This window comes from Streptomyces sp. NPDC104226, from assembly GCF_055584085.1.
Window position 1 is genome coordinate 288,203 of record NZ_JBVJMS010000002.1, and the last position, 16,993, is coordinate 305,195.

Here is a 16,993-nt window from a genome sequence, read left to right on the forward strand (position 1 = left end):
GCGCACGTCAGTCCGCTTCCGCCTCGGCCAAGGCCTCGGTGATCAGGCGGGTCGCGAAGTCGGGGTCGCCGGTCATGCGGTTGATGTACTCCGCGAGCAGGAAGGCAGTGGCCTCGAGCGGATTCATCTCCGCCTCGGTCCACTCCCCGTACTGCTTGCGCCACAGGTTGGGGCTCAGGCCGGTGCCCGCGGCGATGACGAGTCCGGCCATGGTGGGAATGGCCTCGGGGCGCACGCTCCTGGGCATCATGCGCATCGTGGCCACGATGTTCGGCACGACGTACTCGATGACGTCCTTGCCGTGCTCCTCGTGGGCCTGGCGCAGCCAGATCATGAACATGTAGATGAGCGTGCAGGCCCCGTCCAGCAGGTCGTCGGCTTCCGTGGGGCCGAGCGACGAGGCGTACTGGTCGATCAGCGCCTGCTGTTCGGGGTCCATCCCCGTCTTGCCGTCGTGAATGCCCTTGAGCCGGGAATCGATCATCAACAGCGCCGCGCCCACATCACCCGCGGGAGCGTGCTCGGGGTCGTACTGCGATGCCACAGGATTCCTCCTCAGGTCGCCACCATGGACGGCTCGGCTTGGTCCGCACAGTAGACGGCCTACAGGACGGCAGCCGCCCGTCCGGCCTTCCGTCACACCCAGGTGCACTTCTCAGGCCAATTCGGCCCCATCGTCCATGACTTGAGGAGCGGCGTCGGCAAGCGGGTGGGCAGCACACCCAGGCCCGAGGTGTACGGATCCATAAGTTGAGCGGTTGCACTTAATGAGCGGTTGTGGTCTTCTGGGGGTGTGAGGTCGGCTGCCGCCCGCGTGGTGCTCGCCTGCTTCGCCTCCTCCTCGTACCCCCTCGTTCCGCCACGCCCGAAAGGGGTGATCCGGCATGTCCGCGACCACGTCCGTCCCCTCCCCCGACCCCACGGCCGTACCGAAAGACGTGCGCTGGGTGCTGCTCGGCGTCATGCTCGCGATGTTGCTGTCCATGCTCGACAACATGGTCGTCAGCACCGCGATGCCCACGATCGTCGGCGATCTGGGCGGCCTGGAACACATCTCCTGGGTTGTCACCGCCTACACCCTGGTCACGGCCGTCACCACGCCCGTGTGGGGGAAGTTCGGCGATCTCTTCGGCCGCAAGCCCGTGTACCTGGCCTCGATCGCCCTCTTCATCCTCGGGTCCGCCCTCTGCGGGACCTCCGGCTCGATGGGCGAGCTGATCGCCTACCGCGTCGTGCAGGGCATCGGCGCCGGGGGCATCGGCGCGGGCGCCTTCGCGCTGATCGGAGCCCTCGTCCCGCCGCGCGAGCGGGGCAAGTACCAGGGCATGACCGCCTCCGTCATGGCGATCGGCACCATCGGCGGACCTCTCCTGGGCGGCTTCGTCACGGGCCACTTCGACTGGCGCTGGGCCTTCTACGTCAACCTTCCCCTCGGACTCGTCGCCCTGGTGTGGCTCTGGCTGAAGCTGCAGGTTCCCACCCGCCGCATCGCGACGAAGATCGACTGGGCGGGCATCGCCCTGCTCACCCTCTCCATCAGCTCGATCGTCCTGGCCGCGACCTGGGCCGGCAGCACCTACGCATGGAACTCCTGGCAGATCCTCTCGCTGGGCGGCGCCGCGATCGTGGGCCTGGCCCTGTTCGTCCGGGTCGAGAAGCGGGCCAGTGAGCCTCTTCTGCCGCTGAGCGTGTTCACGGGACACCGGAACTACCCGCTCGCGTTGGTCATGATCGCCGCCGCCGGCGTGGTCATGTTCGGTGCGGGCCTCTACCTGCCGCTGTTCCAGCAGACGGTCCAGGGCGCCTCGGCCACCGGCTCAGGCCTGCTGATGCTCCCGATGATGATCCCCGTCGTGATCGTCTCCACCCTGGCCGGGAAGGTCATGTCCGCCACCGGGAGGTACAAGATGTTCCCCGTCGTCGGCACCCTCTTCCTCACCGCGGGCATGGGCCTGCTGGCCACCATGGACGCCCATACCTCATCCCTGCTGACCAGCCTCTTCATGGTCCTCGTCGGCATCGGCCTCGGCTTCACGATGCAGATGGCAGGCACCATCGCCCAGAACAGCGTCTCCCTGAGGGACATGGGCGCGGCCATGAGCTCGGTCAGCCTCTTCCGCACCCTGGGCGGATCGCTCGGCGTCGCGGTCTTCGGCTCGCTGTTCACACGCGCCGTGCAGACCCACGTGCCCGCGGGCGCAGAAGGGGACCCGAACGCGCTGCGCGATCTGCCCGCCGGAGCCAAGGACGCCTACCTCGGCGCCTTCGCCACGGGCACCAGCCACATCTTCCTGACGGCCGCGATCCTCTGCGCCCTCGCCTTCGTCGCCGCCGTCCTCGTCGTCGAGGTCCCGCTGAAGAAGGCGGGCCCGCCCGCACCCACCGGGCCCACGGAGGACTCCGGGAGCGCCAAGGCCTCGCCCGCCATCACGGGGCGCTGAGGTCCGCCGATGCGCCGCTAGCCGTGATCCAGAATCTCATTGTCCGCGTGCGCGCCGAACTCGGCGACACGTACCTCCGCGATGCGCTCGTACCGGCTGATCCGGTCGGTCCACTCCGCGTCGACGCCGAACGCCACCTGCGCGAAGCCCACCCGGCTGATGGCCTCGGCCAGGCCCGGATCGCCCGGGGCCAGCAGCCGGACGGGCGTGTCGAGCGCCACGGTGTGCGGCGGCACGAAGTACTCGTCCGGCACGACGGTGCCCGCATGGACGAGCGCGCCGACGGCGACCACCGCGCCGGCTCCCACCCGTGCGCTCTGCAGGACCGTCGCCGAGGTCGCCACGTAGGCGCACCTGCCGACCTCGCAGCCCAGCAGCGTGGCATGCGGACCCACGAAGACGTGGTCGGCGACGAGCACCGGCTGATCGCCGGCGACCGCGGACCCGCGCAGGACCGCGTTCTCGCAGATCACCGCCGCTTCCCCGACCTCGATCCGGGACCCCTCGGCATCGAGCACCGCGCCGTACATCACCCGCGCCCTCGGTCCCACGCGGACATCACCGACGAGCGTGGCCGTCGGGGCGACGTAGGCGGTGGGATGGACCTGCGGCTCGTACCCGCGGTGCCGGACACGGATTCCCTGCGCTTCAGCGATCATGAGCGGATTCTCACCCGACTGACCGCGACTCTGCTGGCGAATTTCCGACAGCGCTTGGGCCTGTCTGACAAATGATCACTTGGCGGGCTCGGGGAGCCAGAGGATCAGGGAGGCCAGTACAAGTCCGGCCTGATAGCGGGCGGCGAGCTCGTCGAAGCGGGTGGCGATCGCCCGGAACTGCTTGAGGCGAGCGAAGCACCGTTCGACCATATTACGGTCGCGGTAGACGGCTCGGTCGAAGGCGGGCGGTCGGCCTCCTGGTCGCGACGCTCGGGGACCGTGACGGCGATGCCCCGGCGTCGCAGCAGGTGACGGATCGCCCGGTTGATCGTGGAGTCGATCGCGACGGTCCATGCCACCCGGCCCACCGCGTCGTCGCGGACCTGGACGTGCTCCAGCAACTTCGCTGCCATACCCCTCGGGCAGATCACGCCATGGACGGCCGCGCCCATCTACCTGCCGCAAGAGGGGTTCTGTCCGTTCCCACGCCGCGTCCGTCAACTCACCTCTGCCGGCCACGAGGCCAATGATCTCTAGTAGGTGATCTCTTCACCTGTAGAGTTCCAGACCCTGGCCCAGTTCCGCTCCTGACCAGGCAAGAAGTTGGGTTCCCCGATTGTCAATCGCCCCGGCTCATGGCAGAACATCCCAGACGTAGCCGGACCGGCAGAACTCTCGGGCCACTCGATCAGTATGTGGTCCCCCGGGTCGAGCACTACGTCCCAGGCGAGAGGTTCGAAGTGAACGATCAGTGGGTCGGGCCCGTCTGCTGCTACTCGGAATAGGAACACCAGGCGAAGCGTACGGGACTGTCTCGCACAGCCCGCAGCAGCTGACCCACCACCGACCTGGCAGACACGTCCTAGTGCTGGTGTGTGGCGGAGGTGGGCGGGAGTTCGGGGGGCGGTGTGGGCTGGCCCGGGTCGACCACCGTGAACTGGCCCATCATGCCCTTGTCCTCGTGGTAGAGGAGGTGGCAGTGGTACATGTACGGGGTGTTCGGGTCTGCGGGGCCCTCGAAGCGCAGGGCTATGCGGACCGTCGTACCGGACGGGGTGAACACGGTGTCCTTCGGGCCGCGCAAGGGCGGTGGCGGGGCTGCGCCGTTGATGTCGAGGATGCGGAACTGGACGTCGTGGACGTGGAAGTTGTGCGGCATCCCGTCGTCGTTGCGGAGGGTCCAGGTCTCGGCCGTGCCGCGGGTGACCGTCTCGTCCACGCGGGACATGTCCATCTTCCGGCCGTTGATGCCGGACATCTTGAGGTCGAAGAAGCGGCCGCGCACGGAGTCCTCGCCAGTGGGGAGGGTCGAGGGCGCCAGCGCCTGCGGGAGTTCGGCCGAGGGTCGAAGGGTGGGGGCCCCGCGCAGCTGCAGCACGTCGAAGGAGTCGTCGCCGCCCCCGAAGCGCTGGTTCCAGAAGTCCAGGCCGGCGTCCAGCGGGTGGGAGCGCAGGACCGTCCGCTCGCCCGGCCGTATGCGTACGACGATCTCCGCGCGCTCCCCCGGCGACAGGCGCAGGCGGTCGGTCGGGTGCGGGGCTTCGAGGAGGCCGCCGTCCGTGGCTATCTGGCGGAACTCCCGGCCGTCGTCGAAGCCGAAGGTGTAGACGCGGGCGGTGGAGGCGTTCAGCAGGCGCAGCCGGACCAGCTCGTCCTGCACGGTGACGTAGGGGTCCAGCGTGCCGTTGACCATCGTCCGGTCACCGAGGAATCCGACGTTGCGCATCAGCTTGTGGCCGTGGTCGAACTTCGCACCGTCGAAGGACACGTCCTGGACGATGACCGGTATGTCGTCGACTCCGTAGGTCCTGGGCAGGGGCAGGGCCGCCGACTGCGGGTCGTCGAGGAGGAACAGGCCCGCGAGGCCGCGCTGCACGTGGGACTCGGTCGCGCCGTGCGGGTGCGGGTGGTACCAGAGGGTCGAGGCGGGCTGATCGACCGTCCACTCGGGGGCCCAGCTGCCGCCCGCCGGCACCATCTGGTGCGGGCCGCCGTCCATGGCGGCGGGCAGGTGCATGCCGTGCCAGTGGACGGACGAGGCCTCCGGCAGGGCGTTGGCCACCTTCACCCGGACCTTCTCCCCCTTCGCCGCGCGGAGGGTGGGGCCGAGGTGGCTCCCGTTGAACCCCCAGGTGGGGGTCTTGGTCCCCGGGGTGAACTCGGTTTCTCCGGTCTGCATCCGCAGGTCGAACACCCGCGTTCCGTCGGCTTCGACCGTGGACTCCGCGAGGGGTGGTACGGCGAGGGCGTTGCGGAAGTCCACCGCGCCGACGGTGGACAGCTTGGCTCCCGTGTAGAGCCACGTGAACAGCACTCCGACGACCAGGGCGAAGGCCGCGACGAGCGAGCCGAGGATCAGCAACACCCGCTTCCACGGCGACATCCGGCGCGTGCTGCCCCCGGTCCCGTTCTTCCCGTTTCTCCACATGGCAACGACGCTACGGACGGCGCTCGCGCCGGACATCGGGGACCGACCCGGGGCTGCCCCCGAGACCGCCCCCGAGAGGGTTCAGGGGCGGTCTCGGGGGCGAAGGCCGGGGTCTCCGAGTGCGAAGGAGGCCCCTGCCCTGAACGTGGTGCCGTCGTGGACCATCAGCTCCACCGAGGAGACGTGGGAGGTGAGCGGGAGCCTGCCGTCGAGGTCGGCCTCGATCTCCTCCAGGACCGCGTCCTCCTGTCCTTGGGCGATGGTCAGGTGCGGCACGATCTCAGCGAACCGGCCGCCGTACGGCGGGGCCTCGGGCCAGCGGGCGGCGATCGCCTCCGTGAGCCGGATCAGGGGCTCAGCGGGCTCCGGTACGAGGTACAGGACCTCCGGGAGCCGGCCGCACCTCTCGAACCGCAGGTCGAACGGCGGATGGCAGCGCAGCACGTCCGCGAGGGCGGCGCGGACGAGCGGGTCGATGCGGCTCTCCTCCAGGAACGGGAAGAGCACGGTGACGTGTGCGGGAACCCCGGCCCCGGCCGAAGGGTCGAGCCGCTCGCGCCATCCGCGGACGGCCGGCTCCGCCTCCGGGATCCTGACGACGAGGCCCGTCTGGCCGGTCTGGAAGGTGCTGCTGCTGTCATCTGCCATGACACGACAGGGTGCCACGGGAAGCTCTGCGCCCGCCCGAGGGTTCGTGCCGGACCCGGTCAGTGGATCCTGTGTTCCGTCCAGAAGGGGGTGAGGTCCTGGGACGTTGCCGCCTGGGCCGCGCGCTTGAAGTCCTGGGTGGTGGAGACGCCCTGCCAGTGGTCGCGGACGTAGTCGCGCAGCATGGCCGTCATCGCCGGTGCGCCCAGGACGCGTTCGAGATCGCTCAGGGCGCAGGAGCCGCGTTGGTAGACGACCTGGCCGAACTCCCTGCGGTGGCCGTTCGCGTAGTAGGCCATGGAGTTGGTGAGGGCGGCCGTGTCGCTGGGCCAGGCTCCGCTGTCCTCCCAGCACGTGGTGGTGTCGTCGCCGTAGTAGGTCAGGTTCGCGTACTGGGCGAAGGACTCGTCCAGCCAGGGGGAGGTGAACTGGTCGTTGCCCACGATGCCGTAGAACCACTGGTGGGCGATCTCGTGGACGGCGGCCGACCCCTCCGGCTCGGTCCAGAGCAGCACCAGGCCCGGGAACTCCATGCTGCCGAACTCGTCGAGGTTGTCGCTCATGACGAGGTCGAGCTCACCGTACGGGTAGCGCCCGAAGCGCTTCCCGAACGCGTCGACCGAACCCACGGCGTCCTTTAGGTCGATGGCCACGCCCTCCGGCGAAGTGGCGGCGGTCCAGTACGCGTTCAGCCGTACTCCGCCCGGCGTGGTCACCGTCTTCGACAGGAAGGGGCCGGCGGCCCACGCGAAGTCCCGTACCCCGTGCGCGACGCTGGTGGTGACCGTGCGGCCGGGTGCGCCGGGGCGGCGCGTGGTGGTGCCCGTTGCGGGGACGACGAGCGCGCCGGGATGGTCGAGGACGACGCGGAAGTCCCCGGTCAGGGTGTAGAAGCTCTCGCCGAAGCCGACGTCGGGGTCGAGGTGGCGGCCCTGGGCGTCGCGTACGGACAGCAGGGGCAGCGCGTTGCCGAGGTAGCGGTGCGCACCGTCCCTGCCGAACCGGTGGACGCGGTCCGGGACCGTGATGTCCACGTCGAAGGAAACGCTGGTCCGCGCCCCGTACGGGAGCGGCGCGGGCAGATCGACCTGCAGGGCGGTGCAGTCGACGGTGAGCGGTCGCGGGGTGCCTCCGGTGACCCTGTCCACCCGGACCGGGGACTGCGCCCCGGGAGCTCCGCAGCCGTCGGTGCCGTTGCCCCACAGCCGGAGGTCGATCGAACGCAAGGGAGTGCGGGCGGAGTTGCGGAAGGAGACCGTCTGGCGGCCGGTCCAGTGGGAGCCGTCGCCGTTGCTGCGCAGCGACACCTCGTAGGACGGGCGGTCGGGCGTGGCCGCGGTCGCGGCGGCCGCGGGGTCCGGAGTGGTCTGGGCCGCGACGGTCTGCGGGGCACAGAGCAGGACGGATGCGAGGGCGAGCAGCAGGGCCCGCCTGAACCTGAGCGAGATCATGCCCGGCACGCTAGAACGTCCGTACGGCCGGACGGGAGGGTTCCAGGGCACTCGGCTGCGGCATCCCCGCAAGGAGATGCCCGTACGGGGCCCGAGACAGCGCGCAGGCGTACCGAGGCACACGGAAGGCACCAACACGGTTACGGTGCGCAGCCGTTGTGCTGCTGCAGGCGCAGGAGTTCTCCGGTCAGCCGGTCAACTCGGCGGCCACGGAGCGCAGGAGCGTCAGGAAGGCGGTCGTCGCGGGTGAGGGGGCCGAGCCGCGCGGGGTCGCCGCGTACACCTCGCGGCGCGGGGAGTCCTCCGTGCGCAGCGGGACGAGGACGATGTCCGCGCGGGCCGATGAGGCCGCCAGCTCGGGTACGAGGGTCACCCCCAGGCCTGCCGCCACGAAGCCCTGTTTCGCGATCCAGTCGGCGGCCAGGAAGCCCATCCGGGGCTGGAATCCCCGGGCCAGGGCGCCGGCCATGAGCGTCTCCTCGGGGCGGCTGCTCGCCGCGATCCATTCCTCCCCGGCGAAGTCGGCCAGCCGCGCCGAGCGCCGGCCGGCCAGCGCGTGGCCGCGGGGCACCGCCACGTACATCCTCTCGTCGAGCAGGTGGTGCAGTTCGCACCCCTCCAGCGGCTGCCCGCAGGCCGTCCCGACCACGCCGAGATCCAGCTCCCCGGCGGCCAGCAGGGCCAGTTGCCGGGCGGATCCGCCCTCGGTACGGGTGACGCGCACGGCGGGGTGCCGGGCCCTGAACGCCGCGAGGGTGCGGGGCAGCAGGGCGGCATCGGCCGTGGAGAACGCGCCGATCCGCAGACGGCCCCCGTCCAGGGCGCGCAGGGCGTCCAGTTCGGCGCGGGCGGTGCGCAGGCGCTCGTCGACCGCCTCGGCGTGCGGGAGCAGGGCCCGGCCGGCCTCGGTGAGCCGCACCCCGCGCGGCAGCCGGTCGAAGAGCGGGGTGCCCCACTCCTCCTCCAGGGTCTGCACCTGACGGGACACCGCGGACTGGGTGTAGCCCAGGACTTGGGCGGCGGCGGTGAAGGAGCCGTGGCGCGCCACGCTGCGGAACACCTCGTAGAGGTCATGCGGTATCGGCATGGGAGCCATGCTATTCATTCGCTTGTCGCATGGATCGGGCGGACCTAGCGTCGTGGCCATGAACACCACAGCGGACGACGCGCCGCACATCGCCTTCCTCGGCCTGGGCAGCATGGGCGCCCCGATGGCCCGCCGACTCCTCGCCGCCGGACACCGGCTGACCGTCTGGAACCGCACCCCCGCCAAGACCCGTGCGCTCGCCGAGGCCGGCGCGGTTCCGGCCGCGAGCCCCGCCGAGGCCGTCCGCGCGGCGGATCTCGTGATCACCATGCTCGCCGATCCGGCGGCGCTGAACGCCGTCGCGGATGACCTGCTGCCCGCCCTGCGCCCCGGTACGCACTGGATCGACACCTCGACCGTCGGGCCGCAGGCGGTACGGGAGCTGGCGGGACGGCTGCCTTCGGGGGTGCCGCTGACCGACGCCCCGGTCATGGGCAGCGTGGACCGGGCCGCCACCGGCGAGTTGTGGGTGCTGGCCGGGGGACCGCTGCCCGGCCCCGTCCGGCGGGTCCTGAACACCCTGGGCGAGGTGACCGAGTGCGGTCCGGCGGGCTCCGGCGCCGCGCTCAAGCTGGTCCTGATCAACGCGGCCATCGGCGGGGTCGCGCTGGTCACCGAAGCCCTGCAACTGGGCTCCGCGCTGGGCCTCCCGGAGGAGCTGCTGCGCTCGGAGCTGGCGCGCGGCCCCCTGGCCGGTGCGGTGGCCCGGGCCTACGCCGAGGGGTCCCACTTCCCCGTGGCGCTGGCGGCCAAGGACGTGGACCTGGCCCGCGGCCACGCCGAGCTGCCGGTCCTGGAAGCGGTGCACACCGCCCTGACGGCCCGTCCCGAACTCGCCGCCCGGGACCTGGCGGCCCTGCGCCCGGTCCGCTGACCGGCCCGTCGGAGCCGATGCTCCGCGCGGCCTACGGCGTGCCGATCCCGACCCCGACTCCGACGCCTGCGAGGCCGGACAGTGCGGTGTTCCAGGCCGAGGTGACCGCGCCGTGAGCCGCGGCCGTCGCCTCGGGCAGCCCGTCGGGCAGGAACAGGGGCGCGCCCACGTGCACATGGACCCGCGGCCGGCGGACCGGGGCCGTGAGGACTCCGGCGAGCTGTTTTGCCGTCGTACCGGAGCTCACCCGGCGGGCGCCCGCCTGGCCGACGGGGCGGACGGGTGCGCCGGTGGCCAGGGCGAGGCGGGCCAGGCCGCTGCGGAAGGGCAGGGGCGCCGCTTCCCCCGAGTCGCGCCGGGTGGGGATCGCGCCTTCCCCGTACATCAGCACGCACCGCCCCTCCGCCAGTGCCCGGGCGGCGTCGGAGAGCGAGGCGGCCGCGCGGGCCGTTCCCCGGTGAACCGGGATGTGTCCTTCGCGGGCGAGCGCCCGGCCGAGCACCGGGATCCGCCAGAGCCCGGCCGTCGCCATGATCACCGGCTCGACGCCGAGCCGGCGCAGCGCGGCGACCACGACGACGGGGTCGGCCAGGCTGGTGTGGTTGGCGGCCAGGATGGTCCCGCCGGCCACGGGGCCCGTGGTGTCCGCGGAGACGGTCAACCGCCCGAACACCGGGGCCAGGGTGGCGGCGATGTGGCTGATCATGGAATCGAACCTCCGGGACGGGGTGTGCGGTTGTGATGCTTCCAGCCTGTCGGCCACGGCCCGGTCCGGCATGAGTCGCCCTACTCAACCCGCCTGGGTACGCCGTCGCCCGTCTGGCAGTGTGGAGCCATGACCACCTACGTGCCTGCGAGCCGTGCCCGCACCGAAACCGGCCGGGCCCGGACCCGCACCCGTCTCGCGGCAGCCGGTGCGGTGGTCGTGACCGTAGGCGCGGGGCTCGGGCTACGGGCCGTGGCGACGGGGAGCACGGCCAAGTACGGCGGAGACGCGCTCTACACCGTACTGATCTTCGGCCTCATCGTGCTGGCCCTGCCACGGGTGACGGCCCTGCGGGCCGCCTTCGGTGCTCTCACGGCGAGTTGGGCGGTGGAGTTCCTCCAGCTGACCGGGGTACCGGCGGAGCTCTCCCGGCACAGCGGGCTCGCCCGGCTCGTCCTCGGCTCCACCTTCAACCCACCCGACCTCTTCTGGTACGCGGTCGGCGCGACAGCCGCCTGGCTCGGCCACACCGCGGCGCTGCGCCTCTCAGGCCGATCCGGACCGAAGGAATCCACCTAGAGCCCGCCACATCGAGGTGCTGCGGCTGCTGCCGATGGCGGAACCGCGGGCGGTACGAGGAGGGTTTCGCTAATCTGACGCCCCGGCACAAGGACGTGGGGGAAGCGTGGGAGTGGGAACCGGAGCTGAGCGGGCTGCTGCGCAAATGGCTGCGCAGTTTGTCCAGCAGAGCCACATCCAGAGCATCCGGAGCCAGACGCTCGCGCGGACGTCGATGATCACTGCGATGGCAGCAGGGGGTCTCGCCATGGCCACGGTTGGCATCGCTGCTACCCGGGGTGACGGCAAGCGTACGGCGACCGAACCGCTTCCCACCTGGTTCCTGCCCGTCGTGGGGGCCATCGCTCTCCTCCTCTCCATCGCCGTCATCGCAGCACTCGTCCTCAGAGAGCGACGAAAGGCCGCGGCCCGCCGAGAGGAACGCGAACGCCTGGAGAACGCGGCCGATCATCTAAAGGAGAGGATGGAGCTGGCCAGCCTGGTCAACTTCAACAGGCTCCTCCTCGACCGCTATCACCAGATCGCGACGAAGCAGGCCAACAAGTCCTTCTACAGCAGCCTCGGCGCCATGATCGTCGGATTGCTGGTGCTGGTCGGGGCGTTCATCGCCTCCATGCAGACCAACGTTCTCGGCGAGCGCATCTTCATCGGATCCCTCGCCGCCGTCTCGACCGTGTTCGTCGGCTACATCAGCAAGACGTTCATGGTGGTGTACGGCCGCTCCCTGCAGCAGCTCAACCAGTACTTCAACCAGCCGGTGCTCAACCAGTACTTCCTGAGCGCAGAACGCATCGTCGACCGGCTCGAAGACCCCATGAAGGAGCAACTGCTCACCCAGATCGTCATGGACGTACTGGCCACGGGAAAGCAGATGCACGGCGTGGCGGTCAATCCGCCGCCCGAGGCGCCCGCGGCCCCGCGCCGGCGAGGGGCCACGGCTCAGCAGGTACCGGCCCAGCAACCGCCGGCACCGTAGGACAGGACGGAGCCCCGTACCGCACCGGTCATCGGTGACGGGTACCGCTAGTGGCTGCGGGTCAGGCTTTCGGGGGCGCCCGCGGACTGGGCTCCTTCGGTTTCCAGGGTCAGGCGGTCGGGCTCCGTCAGGGTTAGTACGTAGAGGTTGCCCTTCGGGCAGTCGAAGGTGGCCGCCGTGTCGGTCGGATGGCTGGTCACCGCTGCGAAGACCGTTCTGTTCCCGCTCGTCTGGCGTAGTTCCAGGGCCTCCGTGCACCCCAGGTTCCGCCCGGAGAGGGTCTCCTTCACCTCGCTGACCTGCCGGCCCACGATCTCGCCGACCGAGCCCGCGTTCAGCGTGACCGTGACGGAGAACTCGCCGGTCCTGGCCCGTGTGATTCCGTCCGCGTCGGGGGTTCCGGGGCCGGTGCCGGTCCACGTGCCGACCCACGACGGCGGCATCGCCGACGTGGCGGTGGTGGAGGCGGAAGGAGTCGCCGGTCCGCGCCCGTCCCCGCCCCCGTCACCGTCCCCGCCCCACGGCATCTTGATCACGAGGGTGACCGCGGCGACGAGGACGGCCGCGCCGACCGCCCCCGCCGCCCAGGGCACGCGCCGCGTCCCGGCGGGACGGGGGGACGGCAGTGGCGGCGTCGCCGCGAACGCCGAGGGTTGTGTCGAGGGCGCCGGCGGCACGGGAACGGGCGTGGGCGGCGGTGACGGCTGGGACGCCGCCAGGATGCCCTGGAGCACGGTCGTCCGGCTGCCGACGTCCGCCGCGAGCGCAGGGGGTACCGCCGCGGTCCACTCCTGCTCTGCCGCGCCGATCCCGGTCAGCACCTCGTCGGCGGTCGGGCGCTGCTGCGGATCCTTGGCCAGGCAGGCGCCGAGCAGCGGGCGGAGCCCGTCCGGAACTCCGTCCAGGGAAGGCTCGTCGTGCACGATCCGGTAGAGGAGGCCGGGGAGTTCGAGCTCCTCGCCGGCGGCCAGGAAGGGGCTGCGCCCGGTCGCCGCGTAGACCAGTACCGCGGCGAGCGAGAAGACGTCCGCCGGGGCTTCGGCCACGGCTCCGGTCGCCTGCTCCGGCGCGAGGAACCCGGGCGTGCCGATGACGGCTCCCGTCCGGGTGTGGCGCGGGTCGTGCACGGCACGTGCGATGCCGAAGTCGATGAGGAAGGGCCGCTCGCGGCCGAGCAGCACGTTCCCCGGCTTGATGTCGCGGTGGACCACGCCGGCCGCCCGTACGGCCACGAGCGCGGCCGCCAGTTCCCGGGCCAGGCTCCACACGGCCGGGCCGCTCAGCGGTCCGTGCCGGTGCACCCACTCGCCGAGGGAGGGCGCGGCGACGTACTCCGTGGCGAGCCACTGCGGGGACGCCCCCGGAGCACTGAAATCGACCACCGAGACCGTCCACGCGGAACGTACGCGGTCGTTGGCGCGTATCTCCCGCGTGAAGCGGTCGGCGAAGTCGGGATCCCGGCTCAGTTCCCGGTGGACGGTCTTCAGGGCCAGCGGCCGGCCGGACGCCGTCCGGGCCAGGAAGACCTCGCCCATGCCGCCTTCGCCGAGCCGCGCCAGCAGGCGGTACCCGCCGATCTCCGGCGGGTCCCCGGGCCGCAGTGACTCCACCGACTCCCCCTGTCCACATGGCCGTTGCCCGCACGCTCCGAGCGCGCGGACCGGCCGGTGGAGTCACCTTAGAGGACGGCCCGGAGAGCCCGGAGGCCAGGACGGGACGAGGGCGGCATCAGGCAGGGATCAGGACGACATGACGAACCGCAGGGCCAGGCCCGAGGCGGTCATCCAGTGGGTGACCTTGGCGAAGTCGTTGTAGTAGACCGTGTCGACTCCGGGCAGGGCGACCTTGATCGGGTCCCCCTTCTTGCTCCCGGCCGTGGTGTCCTGGAGCTGGACGGTCATGCTCTTCGTCGGGGCCTCGTCCATGGGGCCGTTCAGGAGCAGTGCGGCGTACGTCTGCTTGCCCGGAGCGATGGTGTCGTACGGCGTCCCGGGCATCGGGGCGCTCTCCTTGATCTCGGGTACCGGGCGCGCGGCGCCGCCGAGCTGGACCTGGGGGTAGCGGTAGACCTTGCACGCCTTCCCGCTGGTGTTGGTGAGGGTGAGGAGGATGTGCCGGACGCCCTTGCTGATCTCGTCCTCGGTGCTGGAGGTGATCGAGACGTCGCCCGGGGCGCAGACGGCGGCGGCTCCGTCGCCGCTGCCGCCGGTGGCGGTCGGTGCCGGGGTGGGCTTCGCCGAGGGCGTGTCGCCGGGCTTCGGCGCGCTCGGGGAGCCGGTGCCGCTCGGCGTGCTCGACGGGCTCGGCGTGCTCGGGTTGCTCGGCTTGGCCGTGGGCTTGCCGTCGTCCGGCCCGTCGCCCCCGCTCGGCGAGCACGCCGCGGACGCGAGGAGTGCGGTGACCGTCGCGGCCCCGATGACGTAGGACTTCCAGCCTCTGCGACTCGTACGGGCTGCAGTGTTCATGGCGTTCCCCCGTTGGCGGCCCTGGGCGGCCGCTGTCGACTCCTGATGGTGAACGCAGACCGTGACGGCTCCGAGGAGGCAGCCGGCGGGCCGTCGTGGCTCCCGCCTGCTCCTTGCCCGCGTTCCCGCCGGCCTGCAGTAGCGAATTTCCCCCGTCACGGGGCTCCCAGACGCCTGTTACACAGCAGGGACAAGACCGGCACGCTTCGGTCAGATGACGTGCCGGCCCGGGGGGCCGTCACCTGCGCACGGGGTGGTTGACCTCTGTTCGATTGGCATGTATATGATCTTTCCCTTCGGACGGGGGAGCATCATGTCAGGGGATTTCACGCAGGAGTGGGAGCGTGAGCGCGCGGGCGTCACGGACCGCGACGTGACCGTGCGCCTGAACGGCGCGCCGACCGGGCCGTTCGCTCCGGGCGGGTCCGGTGACTTCGCCTCGACGCCCGCCGAGAAGCAGGCCGCGGCGAACACCATCGAGACCGAGCTGGAGCCCGACACCAAGAGGGCCTCCGAGCATGCGGACGATGCCACGAGCGCAGCCCAGAAGGGCTTCGACGGCTGGGACACGGCCGCCGGCCTGAAGAAGGTGTCGGACACCTGGGACCAGCAGGTGCGGACCTTGATGGGCCGTCTGTCCTCCGAGAAGGGGGCGCTGCGCGGGGCCTCGGGGCTCTTCGTGCGCAACGACAACGGGCTGGGCAGCCAGTTCCTGGTGTCCGGCTCGAAGCTGAACGGTCTGTAGGGGGCTGCGGTGCTGACGTATCACGAGGTCATGACCACGGACCTGGGCCTGCTGACCGCTGCGGCGGCCAAGTGGGAGTCCATGGCGGGCGAGTTGAAGAAGGTCGAGGGCCGCTACGGCGATAGCGTCCAGAAGATCACGCTCGGCCAGACCTGGGCCGGCGTCAGCGCGGGCGCCGCGCAGTCGGGTTTCGCGGGGACCCGCTACGAGTACGCCGCGGCGCAGACCCAGGCCAAGGCCGTCGCGAGCCTGCTGCTGGACGCCCACGCCGTGTTCACCGACCTCAAGTCGAAGCTCCGCAGCGCGCGCGACGAAGCGGTCGCCGCCGGGATGACCGTGTCGGAACAGGGCCGCGTCGCCTTCGACTACTCGAAGCTGACCCCCGCCGAGCGCAGCGCCTACCACCACGACCCCGACGGCGAAGCCTCCATCCGTACGGCGGTCACCTCCTGGCAGCAGTACCTCGACGACCGCGTGAAGGCCGCCTCCGAGGCCGATCAGCACGTGAAGGCCGCTCTGGAGGCCGCCGTCGTCGACGGCAACCGGGACGCCTTCGGCAAGGGGGCCGACCAGACCATCGGCGGGTTCAACGCCCACCCCGAGGGCGATCTGTCCAAGGTGCCGCTCCCCCGGTCCAAGGACGCCGAGGTGGGTACGAAGACCGACGGCTGGCAGGCCGAGGGCTCCGCGTCGGCGACCGGGCCCGACGCGGGCACCAAGGTCGCCGGGCCCAAGTACGGCAAGGAGGGCTCGGCCCAGGCGTACGCCGAGCTCGGCCACGCGACGGCGCAGGGATCGCTCAGCAACGGCTCGATGCGGCTCTCCGGCATCGCCGACGCCTACGCGGGGGCCCGGGCCAGCGCCAACGTCGGCATCACGGACAAGGGCCTCACGGGCAAGGCCGAGGTCTCCGCGGGTGGCCGGGCCCTGGCCGAGGGGCGCGCGGGATACGGGTACGTGGAGGGCTACGGCCGGGCCGAGGGGTTCGCCGGAGCCGAGGCGCAGGCCAGTGCCGGCGTCGGCCTGGAGGGGCTGAACGCCGGGGCGAAGGCCTTCGCCGGGGCGAAGGGGTCCGTCGCCGGAGGCGCCGAGGTCGCCGGGATCGGGGCCGGCGCCACGGCCGAGGGATGGGCCGGAGCGGGCGCCGAGGCGAAGGTGACCTTCGGCAAGGGCGACGACGGCAAGTTCCACGTCGGCGGCAAGGTGGGCGTCGCCCTCGGCCTCGGCGGTTCCGTCGGAGCGGAGTTCACGGTCGACCCCGGGAAGATCGCCGATGCCGCCGGTGACGCGGCCGACGCGGTGGGGGACGCCGCCCATGCGGTGGGCGATGCCGCGGGCTCGGTCAAGGACACTGTCGGCAGCTGGTTCGACTGACCCACGTTCCGTGGGAGTACAGAAGGAAAGAAGGAAAGCGCGCGATGCCCACGACACTGCCCGTACCGATCGAATTCCGACTGCCGGAGGGCTGGCAGCCCGCCCCGCCGGACGAGGTCGGCGCTCCGGGCGTGGCCTTCGTCGCGCTGCATCCGCAGCCGGATTCCGGTTTCACGGCCAACATCACCATCGACGGGGAGTTCCCGCCGGAGGAGGCGAGCCTCGACGAGCTCGCCGACGCCTCGGTGGAGCGGCTGCGCGAGGCCGGCGAGTCCGTGGTGGTGGCCGCCCGCCGAGAGATCGGCACCGACGGCGCGCCGGGTCTGACCCAGCGGGTGAGCTTCTCGGCGGTCGCGGGAGGCGTCCGCCGCGAGCTCGTCCAGTCCCAGGTCTACCTGTCCATGCTGGACGTCCACGACCCGCGCAAGCGTGCGGTGATCCGGATGGTGCTGACCGCCACCGCGGAGCAGCACGACGACGTCCTGGGCGACTTCCAGGAGTTCCTGCGTACGGTGGCACCGGACACGGCAGCGGGATCGTAGGATCCGGGCCGGGCCGGT

16 protein-coding genes and 1 pseudogene are annotated in these 16,993 nt (G+C 71.4%); 7 read left to right on the forward strand and 10 right to left on the reverse strand.

The annotated features are described in order from the left end of the window. Positions 1–7: 7 nt before the first annotated feature. The gene (locus ACZ60J_RS06645) at positions 8–544 is read right to left on the reverse strand and encodes a hypothetical protein (protein WP_469679341.1); all 537 of its coding nucleotides are present in this window, start codon (positions 542–544) and stop codon (positions 8–10) included. 340 nt (positions 545–884) lie between these two features. Between ACZ60J_RS06645 and ACZ60J_RS06650 the strand changes: the two genes are divergently transcribed. Beyond that, complete coding sequence (locus tag ACZ60J_RS06650; RefSeq protein WP_469679342.1) at positions 885–2,441, forward strand: MDR family MFS transporter; 1,557 nt, start codon at positions 885–887, stop codon at positions 2,439–2,441. A 17-nt stretch (positions 2,442–2,458) separates the two neighbouring features. On the opposite strand, the gene ACZ60J_RS06655 is transcribed toward ACZ60J_RS06650, so the two are convergent. The 6 genes and pseudogenes from ACZ60J_RS06655 to ACZ60J_RS06680 all read right to left on the reverse strand — a co-directional run bounded on the left by ACZ60J_RS06655 (position 2,459) and on the right by ACZ60J_RS06680 (position 8,714). Further along, entirely contained in the window at positions 2,459–3,100 is a 642-nt protein-coding gene (locus tag ACZ60J_RS06655; protein ID WP_469679343.1) for a gamma carbonic anhydrase family protein, read from the reverse strand. Between the two features lie 56 nt (positions 3,101–3,156). Next, positions 3,157–3,619, reverse strand: a pseudogene (locus ACZ60J_RS06660) (transposase); the annotation flags it as partial. A gap of 343 nt (positions 3,620–3,962) precedes the next feature. Then, entirely contained in the window at positions 3,963–5,528 is a 1,566-nt protein-coding gene (locus ACZ60J_RS06665; protein ID WP_469679344.1) for a multicopper oxidase family protein, read from the reverse strand. A gap of 81 nt (positions 5,529–5,609) precedes the next feature. After that, positions 5,610–6,176, reverse strand: a complete 567-nt coding sequence (locus ACZ60J_RS06670) for a 2'-5' RNA ligase family protein (RefSeq protein ID WP_469679345.1) — start codon at positions 6,174–6,176, stop codon at positions 5,610–5,612. 59 nt (positions 6,177–6,235) lie between these two features. Further along, positions 6,236–7,627 (reverse strand): M1 family metallopeptidase, encoded by a 1,392-nt coding sequence (locus tag ACZ60J_RS06675; protein WP_469679346.1) that lies wholly within the window; start codon positions 7,625–7,627, stop codon positions 6,236–6,238. Positions 7,628–7,814: 187 nt separating this feature from the next. Continuing rightward, positions 7,815–8,714 (reverse strand): LysR family transcriptional regulator, encoded by a 900-nt coding sequence (locus ACZ60J_RS06680; RefSeq protein ID WP_469679347.1) that lies wholly within the window; start codon positions 8,712–8,714, stop codon positions 7,815–7,817. 58 nt (positions 8,715–8,772) lie between these two features. Here ACZ60J_RS06680 and ACZ60J_RS06685 point away from each other — a divergent pair, with 58 nt between their 5' ends. Next, positions 8,773–9,588 carry an NAD(P)-dependent oxidoreductase gene (locus tag ACZ60J_RS06685; protein WP_469679348.1) on the forward strand — a complete coding sequence of 272 codons (816 nt, stop codon included), beginning with the start codon at positions 8,773–8,775 and terminating at the stop codon, positions 9,586–9,588. A 31-nt stretch (positions 9,589–9,619) separates the two neighbouring features. On the opposite strand, the gene ACZ60J_RS06690 is transcribed toward ACZ60J_RS06685, so the two are convergent. Then, positions 9,620–10,294 carry a lysophospholipid acyltransferase family protein gene (locus tag ACZ60J_RS06690; RefSeq protein WP_469679349.1) on the reverse strand — a complete coding sequence of 225 codons (675 nt, stop codon included), beginning with the start codon at positions 10,292–10,294 and terminating at the stop codon, positions 9,620–9,622. A 129-nt stretch (positions 10,295–10,423) separates the two neighbouring features. Between ACZ60J_RS06690 and ACZ60J_RS06695 the strand changes: the two genes are divergently transcribed. After that, on the forward strand, positions 10,424–10,873 hold the full coding sequence (locus tag ACZ60J_RS06695; RefSeq protein ID WP_469679350.1) for a ribosomal maturation YjgA family protein: 450 nt from the start codon (positions 10,424–10,426) through the stop codon (positions 10,871–10,873). 226 nt (positions 10,874–11,099) lie between these two features. Beyond that, positions 11,100–11,849 carry a TRADD-N-associated membrane domain-containing protein gene (locus ACZ60J_RS06700; protein ID WP_469679351.1) on the forward strand — a complete coding sequence of 250 codons (750 nt, stop codon included), beginning with the start codon at positions 11,100–11,102 and terminating at the stop codon, positions 11,847–11,849. Positions 11,850–11,896: 47 nt separating this feature from the next. Here the strand turns inward: ACZ60J_RS06700 and ACZ60J_RS06705 are convergent, their stop codons facing one another. Continuing rightward, positions 11,897–13,459, reverse strand: coding sequence for a serine/threonine-protein kinase (locus ACZ60J_RS06705; protein ID WP_469679352.1), 1,563 nt, complete (start codon positions 13,457–13,459; stop codon positions 11,897–11,899). 129 nt (positions 13,460–13,588) lie between these two features. Then, complete coding sequence (locus tag ACZ60J_RS06710) at positions 13,589–14,314, reverse strand: DUF4232 domain-containing protein (RefSeq protein ID WP_469679353.1); 726 nt, start codon at positions 14,312–14,314, stop codon at positions 13,589–13,591. A gap of 313 nt (positions 14,315–14,627) precedes the next feature. On the opposite strand from ACZ60J_RS06710, the gene ACZ60J_RS06715 reads away from it, so the two are divergent. Genes ACZ60J_RS06715 through ACZ60J_RS06725 form a run of 3 tightly spaced genes read left to right on the forward strand, consistent with a single transcriptional unit; the run spans position 14,628 to position 16,975 of the window. Then, a complete protein-coding gene (locus ACZ60J_RS06715; RefSeq protein WP_469679354.1) occupies positions 14,628–15,059 on the forward strand; it encodes a hypothetical protein in 432 nt (143 codons plus the stop codon). 30 nt (positions 15,060–15,089) lie between these two features. Continuing rightward, entirely contained in the window at positions 15,090–16,433 is a 1,344-nt protein-coding gene (locus tag ACZ60J_RS06720; RefSeq protein ID WP_469679355.1) for a hypothetical protein, read from the forward strand. A gap of 44 nt (positions 16,434–16,477) precedes the next feature. Continuing rightward, positions 16,478–16,975, forward strand: a complete 498-nt coding sequence (locus ACZ60J_RS06725) for a hypothetical protein (protein WP_469679356.1) — start codon at positions 16,478–16,480, stop codon at positions 16,973–16,975. Positions 16,976–16,993: the final 18 nt, after the last annotated feature.